At 50.7% G+C, this 19,673-nt stretch carries 21 protein-coding genes and 1 tRNA gene; 8 read left to right on the forward strand and 14 right to left on the reverse strand.

Annotated elements, in window-relative coordinates:
- Position 1: 1 nt before the first annotated feature.
- From mrdA to mltB, 3 genes are read left to right on the forward strand one after another with little or no spacing between them, the layout of a single operon-like run.
- Positions 2 to 1,858, forward strand: coding sequence for a penicillin-binding protein 2 (gene mrdA, locus ACW73I_RS19080; protein ID WP_458031020.1), 1,857 nt, complete (start codon positions 2 to 4; stop codon positions 1,856 to 1,858).
- Positions 1,848 to 2,978 carry a rod shape-determining protein RodA gene (rodA, locus tag ACW73I_RS19085; protein WP_458031021.1) on the forward strand — a complete coding sequence of 377 codons (1,131 nt, stop codon included), beginning with the start codon at positions 1,848 to 1,850 and terminating at the stop codon, positions 2,976 to 2,978. Before mrdA ends, rodA begins: the two co-directional genes overlap by 11 nt.
- Before the next feature lie 15 nt (positions 2,979 to 2,993).
- Positions 2,994 to 3,983: a lytic murein transglycosylase B gene (mltB, locus tag ACW73I_RS19090; protein ID WP_458031022.1), complete on the forward strand. Its 990-nt coding sequence runs from the start codon at positions 2,994 to 2,996 to the stop codon at positions 3,981 to 3,983.
- On the opposite strand, the gene thpR is transcribed toward mltB, so the two are convergent.
- The 14 genes from thpR to ACW73I_RS19160 form a co-directional block, all read right to left on the reverse strand.
- Positions 3,980 to 4,513, reverse strand: coding sequence for an RNA 2',3'-cyclic phosphodiesterase (gene thpR / locus ACW73I_RS19095; protein ID WP_458031023.1), 534 nt, complete (start codon positions 4,511 to 4,513; stop codon positions 3,980 to 3,982). The genes mltB and thpR overlap by 4 nt on opposite strands.
- Before the next feature lie 4 nt (positions 4,514 to 4,517).
- On the reverse strand, positions 4,518 to 5,180 hold the full coding sequence (locus tag ACW73I_RS19100) for a TlpA family protein disulfide reductase (protein ID WP_458031024.1): 663 nt from the start codon (positions 5,178 to 5,180) through the stop codon (positions 4,518 to 4,520).
- A 24-nt stretch (positions 5,181 to 5,204) separates the two neighbouring features.
- Positions 5,205 to 6,173, reverse strand: coding sequence for a flagellar hook-associated protein FlgL (flgL, locus tag ACW73I_RS19105; RefSeq protein WP_458031025.1), 969 nt, complete (start codon positions 6,171 to 6,173; stop codon positions 5,205 to 5,207).
- Positions 6,174 to 6,182: 9 nt separating this feature from the next.
- Positions 6,183 to 7,874, reverse strand: a complete 1,692-nt coding sequence (flgK, locus tag ACW73I_RS19110) for a flagellar hook-associated protein FlgK (protein ID WP_458031027.1) — start codon at positions 7,872 to 7,874, stop codon at positions 6,183 to 6,185.
- An 8-nt stretch (positions 7,875 to 7,882) separates the two neighbouring features.
- Entirely contained in the window at positions 7,883 to 8,908 is a 1,026-nt protein-coding gene (flgJ, locus tag ACW73I_RS19115; RefSeq protein WP_458031028.1) for a flagellar assembly peptidoglycan hydrolase FlgJ, read from the reverse strand.
- 50 nt (positions 8,909 to 8,958) lie between these two features.
- Complete coding sequence (locus tag ACW73I_RS19120) at positions 8,959 to 10,047, reverse strand: flagellar basal body P-ring protein FlgI (RefSeq protein ID WP_458031029.1); 1,089 nt, start codon at positions 10,045 to 10,047, stop codon at positions 8,959 to 8,961.
- Between the two features lie 12 nt (positions 10,048 to 10,059).
- On the reverse strand, positions 10,060 to 10,728 hold the full coding sequence (flgH, locus tag ACW73I_RS19125; RefSeq protein WP_458031030.1) for a flagellar basal body L-ring protein FlgH: 669 nt from the start codon (positions 10,726 to 10,728) through the stop codon (positions 10,060 to 10,062).
- A 15-nt stretch (positions 10,729 to 10,743) separates the two neighbouring features.
- The gene (gene flgG / locus ACW73I_RS19130) at positions 10,744 to 11,532 is read right to left on the reverse strand and encodes a flagellar basal-body rod protein FlgG (protein ID WP_458031031.1); all 789 of its coding nucleotides are present in this window, start codon (positions 11,530 to 11,532) and stop codon (positions 10,744 to 10,746) included.
- A 49-nt stretch (positions 11,533 to 11,581) separates the two neighbouring features.
- A complete protein-coding gene (gene flgF, locus ACW73I_RS19135) occupies positions 11,582 to 12,331 on the reverse strand; it encodes a flagellar basal-body rod protein FlgF (RefSeq protein ID WP_458031032.1) in 750 nt (249 codons plus the stop codon).
- 16 nt (positions 12,332 to 12,347) lie between these two features.
- On the reverse strand, positions 12,348 to 13,625 hold the full coding sequence (flgE, locus tag ACW73I_RS19140; protein ID WP_458031033.1) for a flagellar hook protein FlgE: 1,278 nt from the start codon (positions 13,623 to 13,625) through the stop codon (positions 12,348 to 12,350).
- A gap of 14 nt (positions 13,626 to 13,639) precedes the next feature.
- A complete protein-coding gene (locus ACW73I_RS19145; protein ID WP_458031034.1) occupies positions 13,640 to 14,317 on the reverse strand; it encodes a flagellar hook assembly protein FlgD in 678 nt (225 codons plus the stop codon).
- Between the two features lie 12 nt (positions 14,318 to 14,329).
- Positions 14,330 to 14,746 (reverse strand): flagellar basal body rod protein FlgC, encoded by a 417-nt coding sequence (gene flgC, locus ACW73I_RS19150; RefSeq protein ID WP_458031043.1) that lies wholly within the window; start codon positions 14,744 to 14,746, stop codon positions 14,330 to 14,332.
- Between the two features lie 2 nt (positions 14,747 to 14,748).
- The gene (gene flgB, locus ACW73I_RS19155; RefSeq protein WP_458031035.1) at positions 14,749 to 15,147 is read right to left on the reverse strand and encodes a flagellar basal body rod protein FlgB; all 399 of its coding nucleotides are present in this window, start codon (positions 15,145 to 15,147) and stop codon (positions 14,749 to 14,751) included.
- 296 nt (positions 15,148 to 15,443) lie between these two features.
- The gene (locus ACW73I_RS19160; RefSeq protein WP_458031036.1) at positions 15,444 to 16,370 is read right to left on the reverse strand and encodes a chemotaxis protein CheV; all 927 of its coding nucleotides are present in this window, start codon (positions 16,368 to 16,370) and stop codon (positions 15,444 to 15,446) included.
- A 120-nt stretch (positions 16,371 to 16,490) separates the two neighbouring features.
- On the opposite strand from ACW73I_RS19160, the gene flgA reads away from it, so the two are divergent.
- The 5 genes from flgA to ACW73I_RS19185 all read left to right on the forward strand — a co-directional run bounded on the left by flgA (position 16,491) and on the right by ACW73I_RS19185 (position 18,984).
- A complete protein-coding gene (gene flgA / locus ACW73I_RS19165; protein ID WP_458031037.1) occupies positions 16,491 to 17,180 on the forward strand; it encodes a flagellar basal body P-ring formation chaperone FlgA in 690 nt (229 codons plus the stop codon).
- Between the two features lie 68 nt (positions 17,181 to 17,248).
- Entirely contained in the window at positions 17,249 to 17,554 is a 306-nt protein-coding gene (gene flgM / locus ACW73I_RS19170) for a flagellar biosynthesis anti-sigma factor FlgM (protein WP_458031038.1), read from the forward strand.
- A 4-nt stretch (positions 17,555 to 17,558) separates the two neighbouring features.
- Entirely contained in the window at positions 17,559 to 18,053 is a 495-nt protein-coding gene (locus ACW73I_RS19175) for a flagella synthesis protein FlgN (protein WP_458031039.1), read from the forward strand.
- 36 nt (positions 18,054 to 18,089) lie between these two features.
- A complete protein-coding gene (locus tag ACW73I_RS19180; protein WP_458031040.1) occupies positions 18,090 to 18,872 on the forward strand; it encodes a flagellar brake protein in 783 nt (260 codons plus the stop codon).
- A 35-nt stretch (positions 18,873 to 18,907) separates the two neighbouring features.
- A tRNA-Arg gene (locus ACW73I_RS19185) sits at positions 18,908 to 18,984 on the forward strand.
- Positions 18,985 to 19,673: the final 689 nt, after the last annotated feature.

The following is a 19,673-nucleotide window of genomic DNA, read 5'->3' on the forward strand; positions in this document are numbered from 1 at the left end:
CATGGACAGAAAATTCGCATTCAAAGACCCGCTATCCGAAAGCAGGGTATTTTTGAGCCGCATCGTAGCGGCTTTTGTATTGATTATCCTGATGATAGCCGGCCTGACCGTTCGACTGGTTTATTTGCAAGTGGTCGGGCACGAACATTATGCGACGCTATCCAAAGACAACCGCATTAAAATTTCCGCCCTGCCTCCGACTCGCGGCATTATTTACGACCGCCGCGGCCGCATGCTGGCGGAAAACGTGCCGACCTACAGCCTGGAGCTTATCCCCGAGCAAATCAAGGACATGGATGGCACGCTGGCGAAATTGCAACGATTGCTGGATATCCCCGACGAGAAAATCGAGCAATTTCAAAAACAGCGTAAACGCAATAAATCCTTTACGTCGACGCCGTTGTTACAAAACCTATCGGACGAGGATGTCGCCAAGTTCGCGGTAGTAAGGCCCTATTTTCCCGGCGTCGATGTATACGCCCGTTTAGTACGCTATTACCCTTACGGGGAGCTAGCGGCTCATGTCGTAGGATACGTCGGCCGCATTAATGAGCACGAATTGAAGTCCATTCCGGTCGCCAAATACCGCGGCACCGATATCATCGGAAAAATCGGTATCGAAAAGTCCTACGAATCGCATTTGCTCGGCATCGCGGGCTACGAAGAAATCGAAACCAACGCCCAGGCACGGGCGGTCAACACGCTCTCCACCGTCGAGCCCATTGCCGGTTCCAATATTTATTTAACGCTTGACATCGACCTGCAAAAAATCGCTTCCGATGCGCTAGGCGAATATAACGGCGCCGTGGTCGCCATCGACATCAAAACCGGCGGCGTGCTCGTTTTCGTCAGCAAACCGGGATTCGACCCCAACCCTTTCGTCACCGGCATTTCCAGTAAAGACTATAAAGCGCTGAAAGACTCACCCGACCAACCGCTTTACAACCGTGCCTTACGCGGTTTGTATCCGCCCGGCTCGACGGTCAAACCCTTTTACGCATTGGCCGGCCTGGAATACGGCGTGATCGATTTCACGCACCGTTTGTACTGCCCCGGTTATTTCAGATTGCCTAATTCCAGCCATAAATATCGCGATTGGCGCAAAGGCGGCCACGGCACGGTCGACATGAACGAGGCCATCACTCAATCCTGCGACGTCTATTTTTACGAACTGGCCCTGGCACTGGGCATCGATCGATTGTCCGAGTTCATGCACTCCTTTGGATTCGGAGAAAGAAGCGGCATCGATTTGGTCAGCGAAGTCAGCGGCCTGATGCCATCCAAGGATTGGAAAAGAAGTCACCGCAACCGACCTTGGTATCCCGGCGAAACGGTAATCACGGGTATCGGTCAGGGCTATACCCAAGTCACGCCGTTACAGCTGGCCCGGGCCACGGCGACTTTAGCCAATTACGGTAAGATCGTTACGCCGCATTTGGTTCAGGAAATCATCACACCCGACTACGCCACACCGCCGGAATTGGAGCCGGACAGCAAAATCAATCTGGATAAAAAAAACGTAGACAAAATTATCTATGCGATGACCAATGTGATACATGGCTCTCGCGGCACCGCGCGGCGCCTAGCGACCGGTATTAATTACCAAATCGCCGGAAAAACCGGAACCGCACAGGTATTCACGGTCAAACAGGAAGAAAAATACAATGAAAACGCCATCGACTTCAAAATGCGCGATCACGCTTTGTTTATTGCATTTGCCCCGGTACACGACCCCAGAATAGCAGTCGCGGTAGTCGCGGAACACGGCGGCCACGGAGGCTCGGTGGCCGCCCCTATCGCCGGAGAAGTGATCAAAGCTTACCTGAGCCCGAAAAAGGAACCATCGCATGAAAATTGAAATGCGTATCGAGCAATTTCAGTCACCGTCGCTACTCGGCACCTTACTCAGAAAGCTGCATATCGACATTCCGTTATTCCTCGCTCTGTTAATGGTTTGCGCGTTGAGCTTTGTGATCCTTTATAGCGCCGGCGGCCAGGATACCGCGCTATTAATACGCCATGCCAGCCGCATGGGACTGGCCATGCTGTTGATGATAGGGCTGGCGCACGTCAATCCGCGCCGGTTTCAATCGTTTTCGGTGGCTTTATTCACGGTCTGCATCTTGTTGTTGGTGGCCGTCATGGTCATGGGACAGATCGGTAAGGGTGCCCAACGCTGGCTGGATTTGGGCTTTTTTCGCTTTCAGCCGTCGGAATTCACCAAGATTTCCGCACCGATGATGATCGCTTGGTACATATCCGAGCATTCGCTGCCACCCAAGCCTAAAAATATACTAGCGGCCGGCATCTTGTTGATAGTGCCGGTTGTATTGATCGCCAAACAGCCGGATCTGGGCACTTCGTTACTGGTGGCCAGCTCCGGCGCCGCCGTCCTGTTTTTTGCGGGTCTATCCTGGTGGCTGATGCTCGGCGGCATAGTGATCTTGTCCTCGTTGACACCGGTGCTTTGGCATTTCATGCGTGAATACCAACGTAATCGGGTACTGACTTTCATCAACCCGGAAGCCGATCCCATGGGAACCGGCTACCATATCATTCAATCCAAAATCGCCATCGGCTCCGGCGGCGTCAACGGCAAAGGCTGGCTGGGCAGTACGCAAGCCAAGCTGGATTTCTTACCCGAAAGCTCCACCGACTTTATTTTCGCGGTATTCGCCGAAGAATTCGGTTTATTCGGCTGTGTCGGTTTGCTGTTTTTATATTTGCTGGTCATTAGCCGCTGTTTCTATATCGCGGTGCAAGCTCAGGACACGTATTCCCGCTTGTTGGCCGGCAGCCTGACTTTTACCTTTTTCGTGTACGTGTTCGTCAACATCGGCATGGTGATCGGCATACTGCCCGTAGTTGGCGTTCCGCTACCCCTAATCAGTTACGGCGGCACTTCGATGGTGACGCTGATGGCCGGTTTCGGTATCCTGATGTCGATACATACGCATCGTAAATTATTACCCGTCTAATCCTCGCTTACGCTTATGAAACTGAAAAAAATCTTATCCTTTAGCCCGGTTGCCATCAGCTTATTGTGCACCGGCCCGGCCGCCGCGGAAATACCTAACAGCGACGGTTTGAATCGCTTCATTAACCAGATGGTCAAACAACATCGTTTCAACGAACGCGAACTCCAAGCATTGTTTAAATCGGTAGAAATTCAGCAGCCCATTTTGGATGCAATGGCAAAACCTGCCGAAGCCAAACCCTGGTATAAATACCGCGAGATTTTCATGACCGAATCGCGTATCGCCGGCGGCGTGGAGTTTTGGAACAAAAACGAAGCCGCTTTGCAAGCCGTCCAGCAACAATACGGCGTACCCGCGGAAATCATCGTTGCGATCATCGGTGTGGAAACCAAATACGGCGCGTTCACCGGAAAGTACCGGGTAATCGATGCCTTATCCACGCTGGGTTTTGCCTATCCCAAACGCAGCGAGTTTTTTCTGAAAGAGCTGGAAAACTTTTTATTGTTGAGCCGGGAAGAAAAAATGGATCCCTTGCAACCCTTGGGTTCTTATGCAGGCGCAATGGGACTTTCCCAATTCATGCCCAGCAGTTACCGGGCCTATGCGGCCGACTTCGACCAAGATCATAAACGCGACATCTGGCATAACGACGGCGACGCGATTGCCAGCGTAGCCAATTATTTCGTCGCCAATCATTGGCGCCGAGGCGAACCGATTACTTACCAAGTCAATGCCGACGGCACCTCCTACAAAAAAGCCCTAAGCCAAGGCGTCAAACCGGATATAACCGTCGGACAACTGCGTAAACTGGGCGTTGTCCCGCCGGCCAAATTGGCCGATACCGAAAATGCGAAACTGCTGAGCTATCCATTAGTGGACGGCGAAGAGTTGTGGCTGGGCCTGCACAATTTTTACGTGATTACCCGATACAACCATAGCCCCCTATATGCGATGGCGGTCTATCAACTTAGCCGCGCCATTTTAGAGCAAAAACAACGCAGCTAATTCAAATCCTCCGGAGCCGGCGCGATTGCGCACGGCCACCGCGCTATGACCCTATACTCCACGCCTTTCGGCGTGGAGCACGATTCCACCAAACAAAAGCCGTCGGCCCGCCAAGAAATAGGCTTGATTTCGATTTCGGGTAAGGCACTGGCTTTTCGCAACAAGGTGACATGCGGCTTGTAAGGTCTTTGATCGATTGAAATCTCGTTTTTAACGGCGGCAGCCGTCAGTTGATCGACCAGGTTCAGCATGGCCGGATCGGTTTGTTCCGCGGTCAAACACACCACGGCCGGTTTTTTCCAATAGGCTAAGCGGTTAAAACTCAGCGTCATGGGCGCAACGATAATATCGGCCGCCGCATGGCTCATCGCTATTTGCCGGGCTTCGTCGACGCTACCCAAAAAGACCAGGGTTATATGCAAATTCATGGGCGACACCGGCCTACCATGGCCTCGAATAGCTCGTAATACCTTTCGGCATTTTTGCCGGGTCGCTTCATCAGGCCATAAGGCAAAAAACAGCCGTTTCATACCTTCACTCGGCAATCAATTGCCGGATCCCGCTTTCCAATTCGGGAAACTCGCCGAAGCGGCAGGCGCGTAACATACCGCGCTTATCGACCAGTATATGCGAAGGCGTTCCTTGCAGATCGAAACGTTCAAAGGTTTCCGCGCGATAGTCCAGCGTTTGCAGATAGTCGGAAACGCGTCGCGTGAGCTGTTTCCGGTAGTCCGCCGACTGCCCGGAAAATGCCGGCCATTTTTGTCGGATAAATTCCTGGACCGCTTGTTCCGAAACCGGTTTTTCCATTTCAATCAAACGATCCATGGCCACCGGGAATGGCACCTTCTGCGCCCAGCGACCATTTTCAACTTGACCGTATGCGGTCAAAGTCCGCAACGTTTCGCCGATCACCTCGCCGGTTTCCAATAGTAGACGCAGATTGGACAAGGTGTTTTTATCAAAATCCTCAAACGCTGTCGCCAACCCCAGCACTACCAATCCCTGCGGCGAATAACGCCGGTACAAATCAATTGCACGCGGCAAACAATATAAAAAGCAGCCCGGACAATTGACTTGAAACACTTCAACTAACACAACCCGTCCCCGCAATCGATCAAAATTGGTCGCCTCGCCCTGTACCCATGCCGATACGGATAGGGACGGCGCTATTTGGCCCAATTTTGCGGGAGTCATGACCAAAATCGAACGCCGACTCGATTACAAGTAATTGAACAAAGACAGATTTTGTACTCTGGTAAAGGCTTGTTGTGCCGCTTGCAAAGAAACATTTTGTAAATTGAATTTGCTAATCGCGTCCGCATAATCCAAGTCTCCGATTTCCGATGTGAGCGATTGCATGTCGAGAATATAGCCGTCGTTGGTATTTTCTTGGCCGTCTAACGCATTTATCCTAGCGCCTATAGTGGTTTGTACCGAAACGACGCGCTCTAAAGCCGTGTCCAATTCGGTTAACGATATGTCTTGCGGGTTATTGTCCGTCAACGACACCGAAAGTTTGCTGACAATTTCAAATAAATTTTTAGGCGACTGCGCGTTAGCAGGGTCGAGAGGGGCCGTATCCGTTGGTAAAACATCGCTCGCACCGAAAACCTGCTCCCCATAATTGCCATCGGTAATGAAACGCGAAGGCCCTATCTGGAGACTGCGTTGATTATTGTCGCCGAAATAAGGATAGGAATCGACCGGACTACCGGGCACGACGGTCGAATCGAACGCGGGTCCTTTCGCGTAGGGCTGGGTGTCGGTAGCGTATCCAGCGAAGATATACTCGCCGTTCGCGTTTTTGGTATTTGCGATCCCGAGCAAATGCTCCTTTAATTGATCTATTTCCGCCGCAATTGCAGCTCTGTCGGGTTGAGTATTAGTGTCATTCAAGCCTTGCACGGTCAATTCTTTAATCCGAAACAAGGTATCGACCACATCCTGTATATTGGCTTCTTCCAAGGATAAACGCTGCCTGGCAATCACAATATTGTCTTGATACTGTTGCGTTTGTTTGGTCACTTGGTCCAAATCCAATAAACGAACCGCCGCAGCCGGATCTTCCGATGGCGTCAGAATTTTCTTGCCGGTCGACAACTTCATCTGTGTTTCCGACAATTTAGCCTGTTGATCCAGTATGGCATTAACGCCCAACTGGTGATTCCATGAGGTTGAAATACGCATGATAAACTCCTAACGAACAGCGCCAATCAAACTGTCGAATAAAGTGTTCGTCACTGAAATTGCCTGTGCCGCCGCCTGATAAGACTGCTGAAATTTGATTAAGTTTGCCGCTTCCTCATCCAGATTGACACCCGAAACCGATTCCCATGACGCCGTGGCCTGTTTCAGCAACGTGTCCTGTGCGGAACGGCTGACCTCGGCGCTATGGGTTTGGGTACCGACTTTGGAAACCAGTTGGCCGTAGCCGTCGTCGAAAGTCGCATTCCCCTTCGACAATGTTTTTGCGGTTTCCAACTGTGCCAACGCCAACGCGTTGCGGTTATCGCCCGGCAAACCGGACACTGTCGGCGGCGGCCCGGGATTGGTGACATTCGCTTGGGCGGCCGCGATTTGCTCCGGGTTTGTGATTGCCAATTTGATTTTTGCGGCTGCCTCGAAAGCCGGCCGGATCAAAAAGCTATCGCCGTTGGCCAATGCGCCGTCCGATAGATCCAGATCGAATCCGAAATTCGTGGGGGTTGGGTTGCCGCCCAAGGCACCGGATGTCACTTGATTGTCGCTTAGCCGCGTCAGGGTATAACCGGTCGCCGTCACGTCCAGCCGATAATCGTCGGCGGTAAGATTGGCTACGTTATTAGGCTGGTAGCTAGCCCCGATCGACGCGCCGGACGGGTTGTTCGGATTAGCCGTCACCGGGACTTGGTCCGGTTGATTAAACGCATCCAAATCGAAAAACGCTGTGCCTGGCACACCGTTCAAATCGTAACCGGCTTCATGCACGCGATTGAATTCCACCGCGATGCCAGCCGCCAACATGCCCAGCTGCCGTTGGGCAGGATCCAACACTTCATCCCTAAACCGCAAACTCCCGTATAAGCTACCACCGGAAAGCTGATTCGAAATATTTTGGCCGTCCAGGAAGATTTGTTTATGTGAAAAATCCGTATCCGAACTTCTTAGCTCCAAGGTTGCCGCATTACCGCCCAGCACCAACGACTGCCCTTTTCCTATGAACACGTTCACCGAGCCGTCTTTTTGACCCACCACGGAAACATCGACGAGTCCGGCGATTTTGTTCAATAGAGAATCGCGTTGATCGAGTAACTCATTGGGCATTTGCTCGCCGCGTGCCCGCCCGATATCGGCCACGATTTTGACGTTCAGGTCGGCAATTTCTTTGGCATAAGAGTTTAAATCTTGCAGCATATTCCCCATATCGAAATTCACTTGGTCGCGAATCTCGACAAAACGCGCATTCATCGTGTTAAAACCGGCCGCCATGTTTTCCGCTTCCGATAGCATGACCTGCCGAGCCGGAATCGACGAGGGATCGTCGGCAACCTCATGTACGGCATCGAAAAAAGATTTCATCGCCGGCGCAATGCTGGTGCTCTCTTCCGCCAGCAGCCTGTCGATCTGGGCCGACAGACTATGAAAGCGGTCGACCTCGCCGAACGCGGAATTACTGGAGCGTACCTGGCCGGTAATGAATTGGTCGTAGCTTCGCGCGATGTTGGAAACATTCACGCCCGTCCCGATATAGTTACCACCCGAAAACTGTTCCGGCCGGGTTGCATATTCGGCTCTTTGCCGGCTATACCCTTCGGTATTGACATTGCTGATATTGTTACTGGTGGTCTCAAGCGACCGCTGAAACGCGGCTAATCCGGATAATGCGGTATTCAGAATACTGACGGACATACTTCCTCCTAACCGGCGCTAGATTGTTGTATCGGGTTGGCGATTTGGCTTTGATATATGCTCAGAATCTTCTCCGCATAACGGGGGTCGGTGGCATAGCCGGCTTTTTGTAACTCTCGAACGTATTGCGCCGCATTACCCGCCTTTTTCAAGGCTTCGCCATAACGGGGATTGGACTTGATGAAGTCGACATAATCGTCGAAACTCTCCTTAAACGAAGCATACGACCTAAATCCGGCCATTTCCCTTTTGCTGACTCCGCCATCGTACTCAAGTGTCGATACCCGCGTTTGTTTGCCCTGCCAACTCTTATCGGCCTTAATATTGAAAAGATTAAAACTACTTTCGCCGCGCGCGTTTTTGATCACGGATTGCCCCCACCCGGTTTCCAAGGCCGCCTGGGCTAGCAACACATTGGCATCGACGCCTAATTGATTTGCCGCTTGTCTAGCATACGGAAGAAGTTGACTCATGAATAGTTGCTTATTCGCAGAAATTTCGTCGCCACCGGTTTCCGTACGCCATTGTTCTTCCAGAGACTTTTGACGTTGTTCCAGACGATCCAGACTTTCTTGTAAACGCCTCAACCCGGACGCATCCAGCGCTTCGATCGAATCGGTGTCAACGCTCGTTTTGACCGGGGTCGGATGCTGTCGGCGAACCACCTGAGCGCTGGAGCCGAGCGCACGATTTAAATAATCGCCCGCTTGCATCTTCTCCTCGTCGTCGGCCTTTTGTTTCGGAGACAATTGCTTGGCAATCAGATCCGCCAAACCGGTACCGGATTTACCGGCCAAATGCAGCGCCATTTGCTGATCATACATATCCCGATAGAATTCGCTCTGTTTGCTGTCCATCACGCTATCGGCCAATTTCGCCTCGCGCATGCTTTTTAAAACCATGGATAAAAACACGGATTCAAATTGCTTCGCCACCTCTTTGATGGCCTCCGGCGACTGTTCTCGCGCGCTTTGTTTCAGTTTTCCCAGACCGTTAAAGTCGGTATAAACGGACGCGGCATCAGTATTTAACATGAAAACCTCCCAGTTGGATCCGGATCATAAAACGCCCTCCGATTCCAACACTAGATAACAATCAGCTCGGCTCGCAGGCTGCCGGCGGATTTAAGGGCTTCCAAGATTGCGACCAAGTCACTCGGCGCCGCTCCTACGCTATTGACAGCCTGAACAATTTCATCCAACGTCACACCCGGATTGAATACAAACATATGGTTATTTTCTTCCTTAACCGAAATGTCCGAATCCGGCACGACTTTCGTTCTACCGCGTGAAAACGCATTTGGCTGACTCACTTGCAAATTCTCTTTGATCGTCACCGTTAAACTGCCGTGCGAAACCGCTGCCGGCTGCACCCTAACCTTACTGTTGACGATGACCGTACCCGTCCTGGAATTGACCACGACCTTTGCCGGCGCGTCATCCGGAGTGATGTCAATATTTTCTACCATCGACGCAAATTCCACGCGCTGGTCGGTCTTGACAGGCGCCCTTACGCTGACTGACGTGGCATCGATCGCTTCCGCCGTGCCGGCGCCAAACTGTTTGTTGATTGCCGAGACCATACGCGTCGCCGTGGTAAAATCTGCGCTATTCAGATTAAAAACCAAGTCGTTTCCTTGATCGAACTGCGTAGGTACGACCTTTTCTACCGTTGCCCCGCTGGGTATGCGCCCGACCAGCGGACTATTGACGGTGACCTTAGAACCGTCCAGACCGGCTGCGCTTAAGCCGCTTACCACCAAGCTGCCTTGCGCGACGGCATAAACGTTGCCGTCGACGCCTCGCAACGGCGTCAGAACCAACGAACCGCCGCGCAAACTTCTCGCGTCCCCTAGGGAGGAAACGGTCACGTCGATCGTTTGTCCGGGTTTGGCAAAAGGCGGCAGTTCGGCATGCACGCTAACCAATGCCACGTTTCTGGCTCTGGGATCGAAACCGGGCACCAGCGACATGCCGAGCTTGCCCACCATATTACGCATCGCTTGACCTGTAATTCGGGTTTTGTCACCGGATTTGTCCAGGCCGGTTACCAGACCGTAACCCACTAATTGGTTGGTACGGACGCCGGCAATGTTCGCAATGTCTTTGACGCGCTCGGCCTGAACCGAACTTGCGCTCAGCGCCAACATGACGGCTAGTATGATCTTGTTCATATGCGTTCTCCGCTAGAATGGGAAAAGCGGGCTATTAAAGAACCTTGCTATCCAACCCATTTTGTTCGAATCGGCCACAGCGCCGTCGCCGGTATACATGATGGTGGCATCGGCGATTTTGGAAGACGGCACGGTGTTGGCAACATCAATATCGATAGGACGAATGATCCCGGAAAGGCGGATGTATTCGTTGCCGTCGTTCAACGTAACCCGTTTTTCTCCGCGCACCATTAAATTGCCGTTCGGCAGCACCTGGACCACGGTCACGCTGATATTACCGGTAAGCAAGTTGCTTTGCCGGGCATCGCCGCTGCCGTCGAAACTTTGCGCGGTTTCTATCTCGGTTTTTACATCCTGACCGAAAACAGTGCCCGGGCTCACGCCCAACAAATAGGGAGCCTGAACGCTAATCGACGTATCCTTGGAAGTGCCCAAATCGGCATTTTTCTTGGCATTGGTGTTTTCTGTCAGCGTGACCGTCACGATATCGCCGACGCGCCGCGCCGCGTGATCTTCAAATAGACGTAAGTCGTAACCGCCTTGATAAATAGCACCGTTATTCTGTACCGGCGGATTCAAAGCCGAGGGTAGCACGGGAGCGAAATCGGGGTCGCGTTTCGGCAAGGTATCGCACCCCGTCAACAACAGAACGGATACACCCAGCAATACAAAAGTCTTCATGGTAGCCGTCCTACGTTAAAGCTGCTGCGTGACGAACGACAACATTTCGTCCGTCGTCGAAATGGCTTTGGAGTTCATTTCGTAAGCGCGCTGGGTCTCTATCATATTGACTAGCTCCTCCACCACGTTGACGTTAGACGTTTCCAAGGCCCCCTGCATGACATAGCCGAATTCGTCCTCTCCGGGCGTACCGATAATCGGCGGACCGCTGGCGACCGATTCACGGAAAAAGTTTTCCCCTACCGGTTCCAGCCCTGTCGGATTGATGAAGTCCACCAATTGAAGCTGGCCGACACTAGTAGCGGCCGCCGAGCCGGGTTGAACGACGTTAACCGAACCGTCGCGACCGATACTGATGCTGGTCGCGTCCTGCGGAATGGTGATATTGGGTTCTAAAATCAATCCGCCGGCCGTAACGATTTGGCCTGTGGAATCCAGTTTCAACGAACCATTCCTGGTGTAATGAATATCGCCGTTCGGCATCAGAATTTGGATAAAACCGCGGCCGTTAATAGCTATGTCCAGCGGGTTTTCGGTTTGCTGGACGTTGCCCTGGCTGTGAATTTTCTCCGTTGCGACCGTTCGCACGCCGGTACCCAACTGCAAACCGGTCGGTAACTCGGTATTTTGGGTGGTTTGTGAACCGACCTGACGTATATTTTGATAAATCAGGTCTTCAAATAATGGTCGGGATTTTTTGAATCCGGTGGTGTTGACGTTGGCCAGATTATTGGAAATAACCGCCATTCTAGTCTGTTGGGCGTCGAGTCCTGTTTTCGCCACCCATAATGCGCGCTCTGTCATGATAACCTCCTAGTGACAATTTTTTGTCTTACTTAGAAGGAAGCAGCAACTATGCCATTTGCATCAGCTTAGCGGAGACACTTGCGTTATCGTCAGCGCTTTTCATGAATTTAGTTTGCAGCTCGAAATTACGCGCCAACTCAATCATTTCAACCATGGCGGATAAGGCATTCACGTTGCTGCTTTCGAGCGTACCTTGAACCAGCTTGACGTTAGCATCCGCCGGTATCGGCGGCCCGCCTGCTTGCTTTAAGTGCATCAAACCGTCTTCACGCTTCTCCAGCTTATCGTTACCCGGATTCACCAGCTTGATGCGATCGATCTGCGCTAGTGTCGCCGCGTTTGAACCTTGCGGAACGATACTAATGGTTCCGTCACGTCCTATCTCCACTTTTTGTGCAGGGGGAATGGCGATGGGTTGCCCTCTCTCACCGATCAACTGTAAACCGGCGCCATTTTCCAATAAACCTTGAGGGGTAATACGCAAATCGCCCGCCCGGGCATAGGCTTCGCTGCCATCCTTCGCTCTTACCGCAAACCAGCCGTCTCCATCGATGGCGACATCCAAGTCTCTACCTGTCGTTTGCAAATTGCCTGTCGATAAATTCGTTCCGGGCCGCTCGGTCATCGCATAGACTCTAGACGGGTAACCGGGTCCGAAGGTAGGCATCGCCCGAAATTGATCATAGTCGGACTTGAATCCGACCGTTTGCGTATTGGCTAAGTTATTGGCGTTAGCCGATTGCGCCAACAAGTTTTGCTTGGCGCCATTCATCGCAATGTAAAGACTTCGATCCATGGCCGCTCTCCCTCAATTAAATATTGAGTATGGTTTGCATAATGGTGTTTTCGGTAGAAATCGTCTGCGCATTGGCTTGATAATGCTGCTGCGCGACGATCAAATTGACCAATTGCGCCGACAAATCCACATTGGATCCCTCCACCGCGCCGGATTGGATGCCGCCGAAATTATTAGATCCCGCTTCGCCGCGTATCGGTTCGCCGGAATTAGCCCCCTGCCCCCACTGAGTATCTCCCAATTTGGTCAAGCCGTTGACATTCGGAAAACGCGTCAGGGCAACTTTACCCACGGTTTGCGATCCGCCGTTGCTGAAACGCGCGAATATCACGCCTTCATCGTCGATATCGACGCCGGTCAGGCGCCCCGCCGGCAAGCCGTTTTGGGTCATTTCATTCACGCTGAACTTCTGGTTTACCTGGGTCGATCCGCTAAAATCCATCGAGCTGATCGTGATCGGATCGGCACCGGTCGGAGGATCGATCGTGTAGCTATCCAAAGCATAGGGCGCCAAAGGCGAGGTCAATTTACCGGTCGTGTCAAAGGTCAAGGTCTGATAATCCACACCCCCAACCTTCACCAGATTCTTTACATCGGGCAAATCCGGCTCGCTCATCATGTGATAAACCTGCCATTCATTATTGTCCGCATCGACTTTGCGAAAATAAGTCGACAGAATATGCGGCGAACCGAGCGAATCATAAACGGTTACCGAAGTTTGGCTATTATAACTGTCGCTGACGCTAGGACTAAACGGCGGGGTTGAAATCACCGAATCGGTCGAATTGACGTTAATGGCCATTTTGACTGAATCGGATGCGGCAGGTAAGCCGGTCAAAGTATTGATTTGTATGGGTTGAGTCACACCCACACTAAAGCCGTCGGAAATCGTGGTGCCGTTAGGCTTGTAAGCCAATAAGGCATTGCCTTGGTTATTGACGATGTAGCCTTCTTTATCCAGCTTAAATTCGCCCGCGCGGGTATAGGATAAATCGTTAACTTCGCTCGGGCTTTTCGCCAGCGTAAAAAAACCTTCGCCACTAATCGCCAAATCCAGATTATTCTCGGTAAAGGCCAGATTACCCTGATTAAATTGCTGCGCGACATTCGCGACTTTGACGCCTACACCCGGTTGAATGTTGCTAACACCGCCTATGCTGGTTGCGTAGACATCGGCAAATTCGGTTCGCGACTGCTTGAAGCCCGTGGTATTGGCGTTAGCGATGTTATTCCCTGTTACGGCGATGTTGCTGGTGGCGGCATTCAATCCGCTGAGTGCTGTGTTAAAGGCCATAACGCCCTCCTTACTTATAAAATTTGTTTAAGCTGATTGAACTTGACCGAGCCAACCCCGGCTAAATTCACTTGCAAACCCGCGTTACCCGAGCCCATGGTGACACTTTGCACTAAGGATTTTATATTCGTGGCCAATTGGGTATTGATACCGTCGATTTGGGCGCTCGCTTCGATCTTGTACACGCCGGGGTTCGACAATTGACCGTTCTGATCGACTCCGTCCCACTCAAACTCGACCTTACCCTCCGCTTGAGCGCCCAGAGCCAGAGTCCTGACCACTTCGCCGGATTTGGGATTGATAATCTTGACAGTCACATCGTTCGAACTAGCCGGCATTTCGAAATCGCCGACCACACTACCCCCCGCTGAAAGTAAGGCTTCCTGATTTGGCGCAGACACATAGCGACCCACCAAACCGGCGGCTTGCAAGGCTTGATCCGAACTAATGGAGTTAGCAAAATCCTTGAAGGACGCCTGTAAGTCCTGTATGCCGGACACCGTACTGAACTGGGCCATCTGCCCAAGGAATTCTCCATTTTCCATCGGTTTCATCGGGTCTTGATGGGTTAATTGCGTGGTCAGTAATTTCAAGAACTGTTCCTGGCCCAGGCTTTGTTTCTTTTGTGTAGCCGCCGTATCGACGGTGGCCAAGCCTAATGAAGAAAGACTATTTAACGTAGAAGTATCCATAAGTTATTCCTCTTACTGACCCATTTTTAACGTTTGCAACATCAGGTTTTTCGCTGTATTCAAAACCTCGACATTGTTTTGGTAAGTTCTGGAAGCCGACATCATGTTGGCCATTTCTTCAACGGTGTTCACGTTGGGTTTATAGATGTAACCTAGTTCGTCGGCCATTGGATGATTCGGCGCATACTCGATGATCGGCTGTGCCTGGCTTTCGACCACTCCGACAACGTCAACGCCGCTAGCGGCATTCTTTTGATCAAGAATATTTTTCAATTCGGCCGCAAATACCGGCTGTCTTGATTTATAGACCTCACTGAGACTACTACTGACGCTATTAGCATTGGAAAGGTTACTTGCAACTAAATTAAGCCGGAGATTTTGGGCATTCATGCCGCTACCGGCAATATTGAAAATATCGAAGGACGACATCATCATTCTCCTCGTATGGCTGACTTCAAACCGGCAAACTTGTTATTGATGAACTGCAAGCTAGCCTGGTACTGCACGGCATTTTCCGCATATTTGGCCTGCTCTATGTGGGTTTCAACGGTATTTCCGTCCAAAGACGCTTGTTGCGGGTTACGATAGAGCAAGTCGGCTCCGAGCGTCATGCCTTGACGCTGCAGATGTCCGGCCCGGGTGCGTTCCAAACCGGCTTGAGCGTCATGCTGCATCGCGTTTGAAAGGACAGACTTAAAATCCAGATCGCGGGATTTATAATCCGGCGTATCGGCATTAGCCAAATTCGCTGCAAGAATTTCACTTCGCTTTTCGCGCAGAATCAGCGCTTGCGGATGTATACCTAACGCATTATTAAAATTGATTGCCATGTTTGCCACCTCCAGTTTGCAAAAAAATTAGCAGAGGCCATGCCAACAATATTTAATTATTATAATTCAATATGAAAGCTATCTTATGTCGTCGAAAATACGTCAATTGACGTCACTGCTAGGAAAGCGGCAAAAAATTTCCGCCTATTGCCGCCCCTCTGAATAGTCAAATTTCTGACGATTTTTTCGAGTACGCAGCAGTATCGCCTCGTTCAGAAATTGATGCGGGATGAAGATTGAACTAGCGCTTGAGAATAGGTGCTGGCCCGAACCGTCGAAACCTACGCTCGGGTTAATCAGCCTTGACGCTGAGTCTTTAGGCGCTTCTGAATGGCATTTAATAACAAATCCGGATCAAACTTAGCCAGGAATTCATTTGCTCCGACTTTTTGCACCATCGCGGTATTAAATACCCCGCTTAACGAAGTGTGCAGAATAATGTAAACGTCGCGCATCGCCGGGTCAGCTTTAATTTTGCTTGCCAAGGTATAACCATCCATCCTCGGCATTTCCACGTCCGAAATAATCATCGCATAGCGATCGGTGATTTTAATACCGTCGGCTATCAGCTCGGATAAATGATCCCAGGCCTCCTGTCCATCTTTTAGAACGGTACAATCCAGGCTAATTTGCTCGCAAACGCGTTTAACTTGATTACGAGCCACAGATGAGTCGTCCACGATCAAGACGCAATCGTTTTGACCAGTCACCTCACTATCGATTGCCTCTGCGGAAGCCTCTTCGCGGCCACCGATGACCTCTTTCATGACCTTCTCGACGTCAATCACCTCAATCAATTCGCCGTCGACGTCGGTGACTGCGGTCAAATAGCTTTCCTTTCCGGCGCCGGAGGGCGGTGCTTTGACCTGCTCCCAGCCTATGTTAATGATGCGATCGACTGATCCGACCAAAAATCCTTGAATAGAGCGATTGTACTCAGTAACAATAACGTAACCGCCTTCTTCACGCGACAACGGCCGCATTCCGATCGCCATCGACAAATCCATTACCGGAATGGTTTTGCCGCGCAAATGCGCAACACCGCGCACAACGTGATGCGAATTCGGGATTTGGGTTAATGGCGGACATTGAATCACTTCCTGTACTTTAAATACATTAATCCCGAATCGCTGACGGCTTCCCAGCTTAAACAGCAATAATTCAAAGCGATTGTGACCTGCCAGCTTGGTGCGTTGATCAACCCCTTCTAAGACTCCCGCCATAAGCCCCCCCCTCAAAAAGTAACCGGCCAAAGTATAGCGGCTTTAGATCAATTAACTTTAATAATTTTCTGGCACACATTCTGCAGCAATCCGCCTAAAGTCAAAAAACCGGCATTTACTATGAAAACAGTCAAAATATTCTGCATATGGTTCATTGCCAGCCAAGCATGCTTTGCCTCTTCGACCCAGTCTTTAAACGACATAAACGAAGCCGTACACAATTTCGTCTTATCATCACTGGCTGCAGACGGCCAATACGAAATCAGCGAAACACAAATCGACCCGCGTTTGCAATTGCCTGCGTGCGATCAAAGTTTGGCCATCTTTTCCCAATCCGGCTCAATAGAGCCCGGCAGAAATACGATCGGCGTCCGATGTAACGGCACAAACAACTGGTTGATCTACAGTACCGTCTCGGTCAAATCGTTCAAAGACGTCATAGTGCTGGCAAAACAGTTGGGCAGAAACGACCTAATCGGCATCGAACATTTAAGGAGCGAATCGCGAGACGTTGCCACGCTACAACAAGGCTACCTCACGAATCCCGAAGATATCGTTAACAAACAGGCCACACGCGCTATTGCCGCCGGCACGGTGCTCAACAGGCTACACTACACCGAACCGACGCTGGTCAAACGCGGCGAACAAGTGAGCATTCAATCGGGCAAACCGGGCTTTCTAATCAGCGCCACGGGAATTGCCATGATGGACGGCAGCAAAGGTCAACAAATCAGCGTAAAAAATATTTCGTCGAAACGGGTAATTCAAGCCACAGTCGCCGGCCACGGCTTGGTAACAGTCTATTTTTAGAAAATGTCTAAAGGATTGAGTCATAATGCCGCTATGTTAATCAGCAAAATCACAACAGGAATGACGTCATGACTATTCAATCCGTTAATGCTGGAAACCTCGGCGGCCCCGCAGCAAAAACAAAATTGGCTAACAAGAGCGCTACCGAAACCAATAACCAGACTGTGGGCTCCGTTCCCAAATCCGACACTGTCAGTATCACTAACAATATAAAAAACGCGTCGGATACAGACGCCTCTGCCCCGGTCGTAGACAGAAACCGAGTGGACGCCATTAAAGAGGCGTTGCGGACGGGCAGTTACCAGATTAAGCCCGAAATAATTGCAGAAAAGATGATGGATTTAGAACAACAACTATTTTCAAATTCGACATGATCCTATGATAGAAAAAACCTTTCCAATCGCAGAAAAGCTATTGACAGCCGGTCGCAGCTCAACGGAAAAACTGTTCGAACTGCTGAACAAGGAGCACGAGCATCTAAAACAAAAAACCGACCCGTCCGTGCTATCGTCTGTCGCTACCCATAAAAAAGAATTAGTCGTTCAGCTGGAACAATTTTCGAAACAACTGAGCCAAGTTCTCGCTACCGAGAAGCTTTTGATCGACCAAGATGGCATGGCAAATTACTTGGAAAAAGCAAAAGCAGCCAGCCTCGATACCACCGATGCGTCGCAATGTTGGCTAGATATCACCACCCTGTCCAAGAAATGCCGATCGTTAAACGAACAAAACGGTGCGAGTATCCATTTACTTAGCCGTCATACTCAACGCTCGTTGCAAGTTTTAAGAGGAAAATCACAACTCGCTTCAACCTACGGCCCGGACGGCAGCACGCGGAGCGTGTTGTTTTCTCATACGCTTATTTCGGTGTAGACTGAGTCCAGCACGAAATACCCGGACTACTTCAGCATGTTAAATAAACTTAAGGGCTTGTTTGCCAAAGAAGAAAAAATTACTGTTAAGGAGGAGAACGACGAGCTTTCTCTATTCGAAAACCCTAATTTCATCACGGACCGCGACAGGATTATCGCTATACTATCAGACATCGAAACAAGCTCACCTCTGTGCACGATTAAAATCGATGACGTTCCCGAAGAGTACAACTCGTCTATCCTGGGTTTAAAAGCCGATAAAGATCTTGTCGTTCTTGACGAACTAATCCCGAAAGATGGCAATGTCGCCTTACAAAACATCAAATCCCTAAAGCTGTCGACCTTTCATAAAGGCATTCACTTATCGCTTAACCTATCAGAAGTCGAAGTCGGCTACTCCAACGGCTTAATTTATTACAAGGCGCCCTTGCCTGAACGTATTTTTTATCCCCAGCGCAGACGCTCGCCTCGCATAGAAATCAGCTCCATTGATATTGCGTTCAGCGGCGTATCTGAACGCACGGGCATCTCCGTGAGTGGTTATTTGTTCGACTTATCCCGAGGCGGAGCCGGTATCGACTTACCGGCAAACCGCGCTAGGATTCAGCGAGGCGACAGCATTAAAAACTGCCAAATCAAATTCGACGATTACACCATGGATTTCGACTTTTCCGTACGCTTTGTAAAACAAGGCGGTGTCAACACATCAAAAGTGCAAATAGGCGGCTTCTACGAAAACCTTTCCAAAAAAAGCCGCACCAAACTGTCTTATTTCATCGCATCCTTAGAACGGGAGGAGATTAGAAAACAAAAAGCATAGCCGGCCTTTGTGTTAAAATTCACCCCCTTTTTAAAGTCCCGGTAGCTCAGCTGGATAGAGCAGCCCCCTCCTAAGGGGCAGGTCGGACGTTCGAATCGTCTCCGGGACGCCATATAAATCAATTAGTTAATATAAAACAACGGACGTATAAAAAGCGCCGTGGGGCACTCATGGGGCACTAAAAAATAAAATTACAAAAAAACAGACAACAAAAAAGCCGGTAAGCCAAACAAGGCCACCGGCTTTTTTTATGCGTTCGGTTCGATCAGATTAAGCCATTGTTTTTATTTAATGCGGTAGCCGGTTGGCACCATGACCACCTACCATCGGCCATCGATCCCGATCCAGGCAATCAGGATCAGCGCCACAGCTTAGCCAAGCAACACCGAAGCCAACCGTACCACCACCAGTTCGACGGCTACCAGCGCCCACGGCTTAGGCTTGGTTGATTGCATGGGATCAGTTCAGGCATGACCACCCGGCACCGATCCCAATCACTGCCTTTTGTCGGTTTTGTCAGTTTTGTCGGTAGGGGTGGCCCGTGTTTTATTTGGTAGTGGATCAGCACCGGCAACACCGACCATCAACACCATTCAACCAATACCACCGCTTCGGCTCTGGCTTAGTTGAATGGATCAGGCATAGCCACCAATCGCCATGCAATCTTGGCCAGGCATCCAGGCAACACCACCGGCCACCGACCCCGGCAATAACCTTTTGTCGGTTTAGCAGGCTGTTGAAATTTGCCGCCATACCTTCGGTTTCGACGCCATTTTTTGAAGCGCCGGGTGGTCTGCTAGC

It is taken from the genome of Methylomonas sp. MgM2, assembly GCF_054172045.1.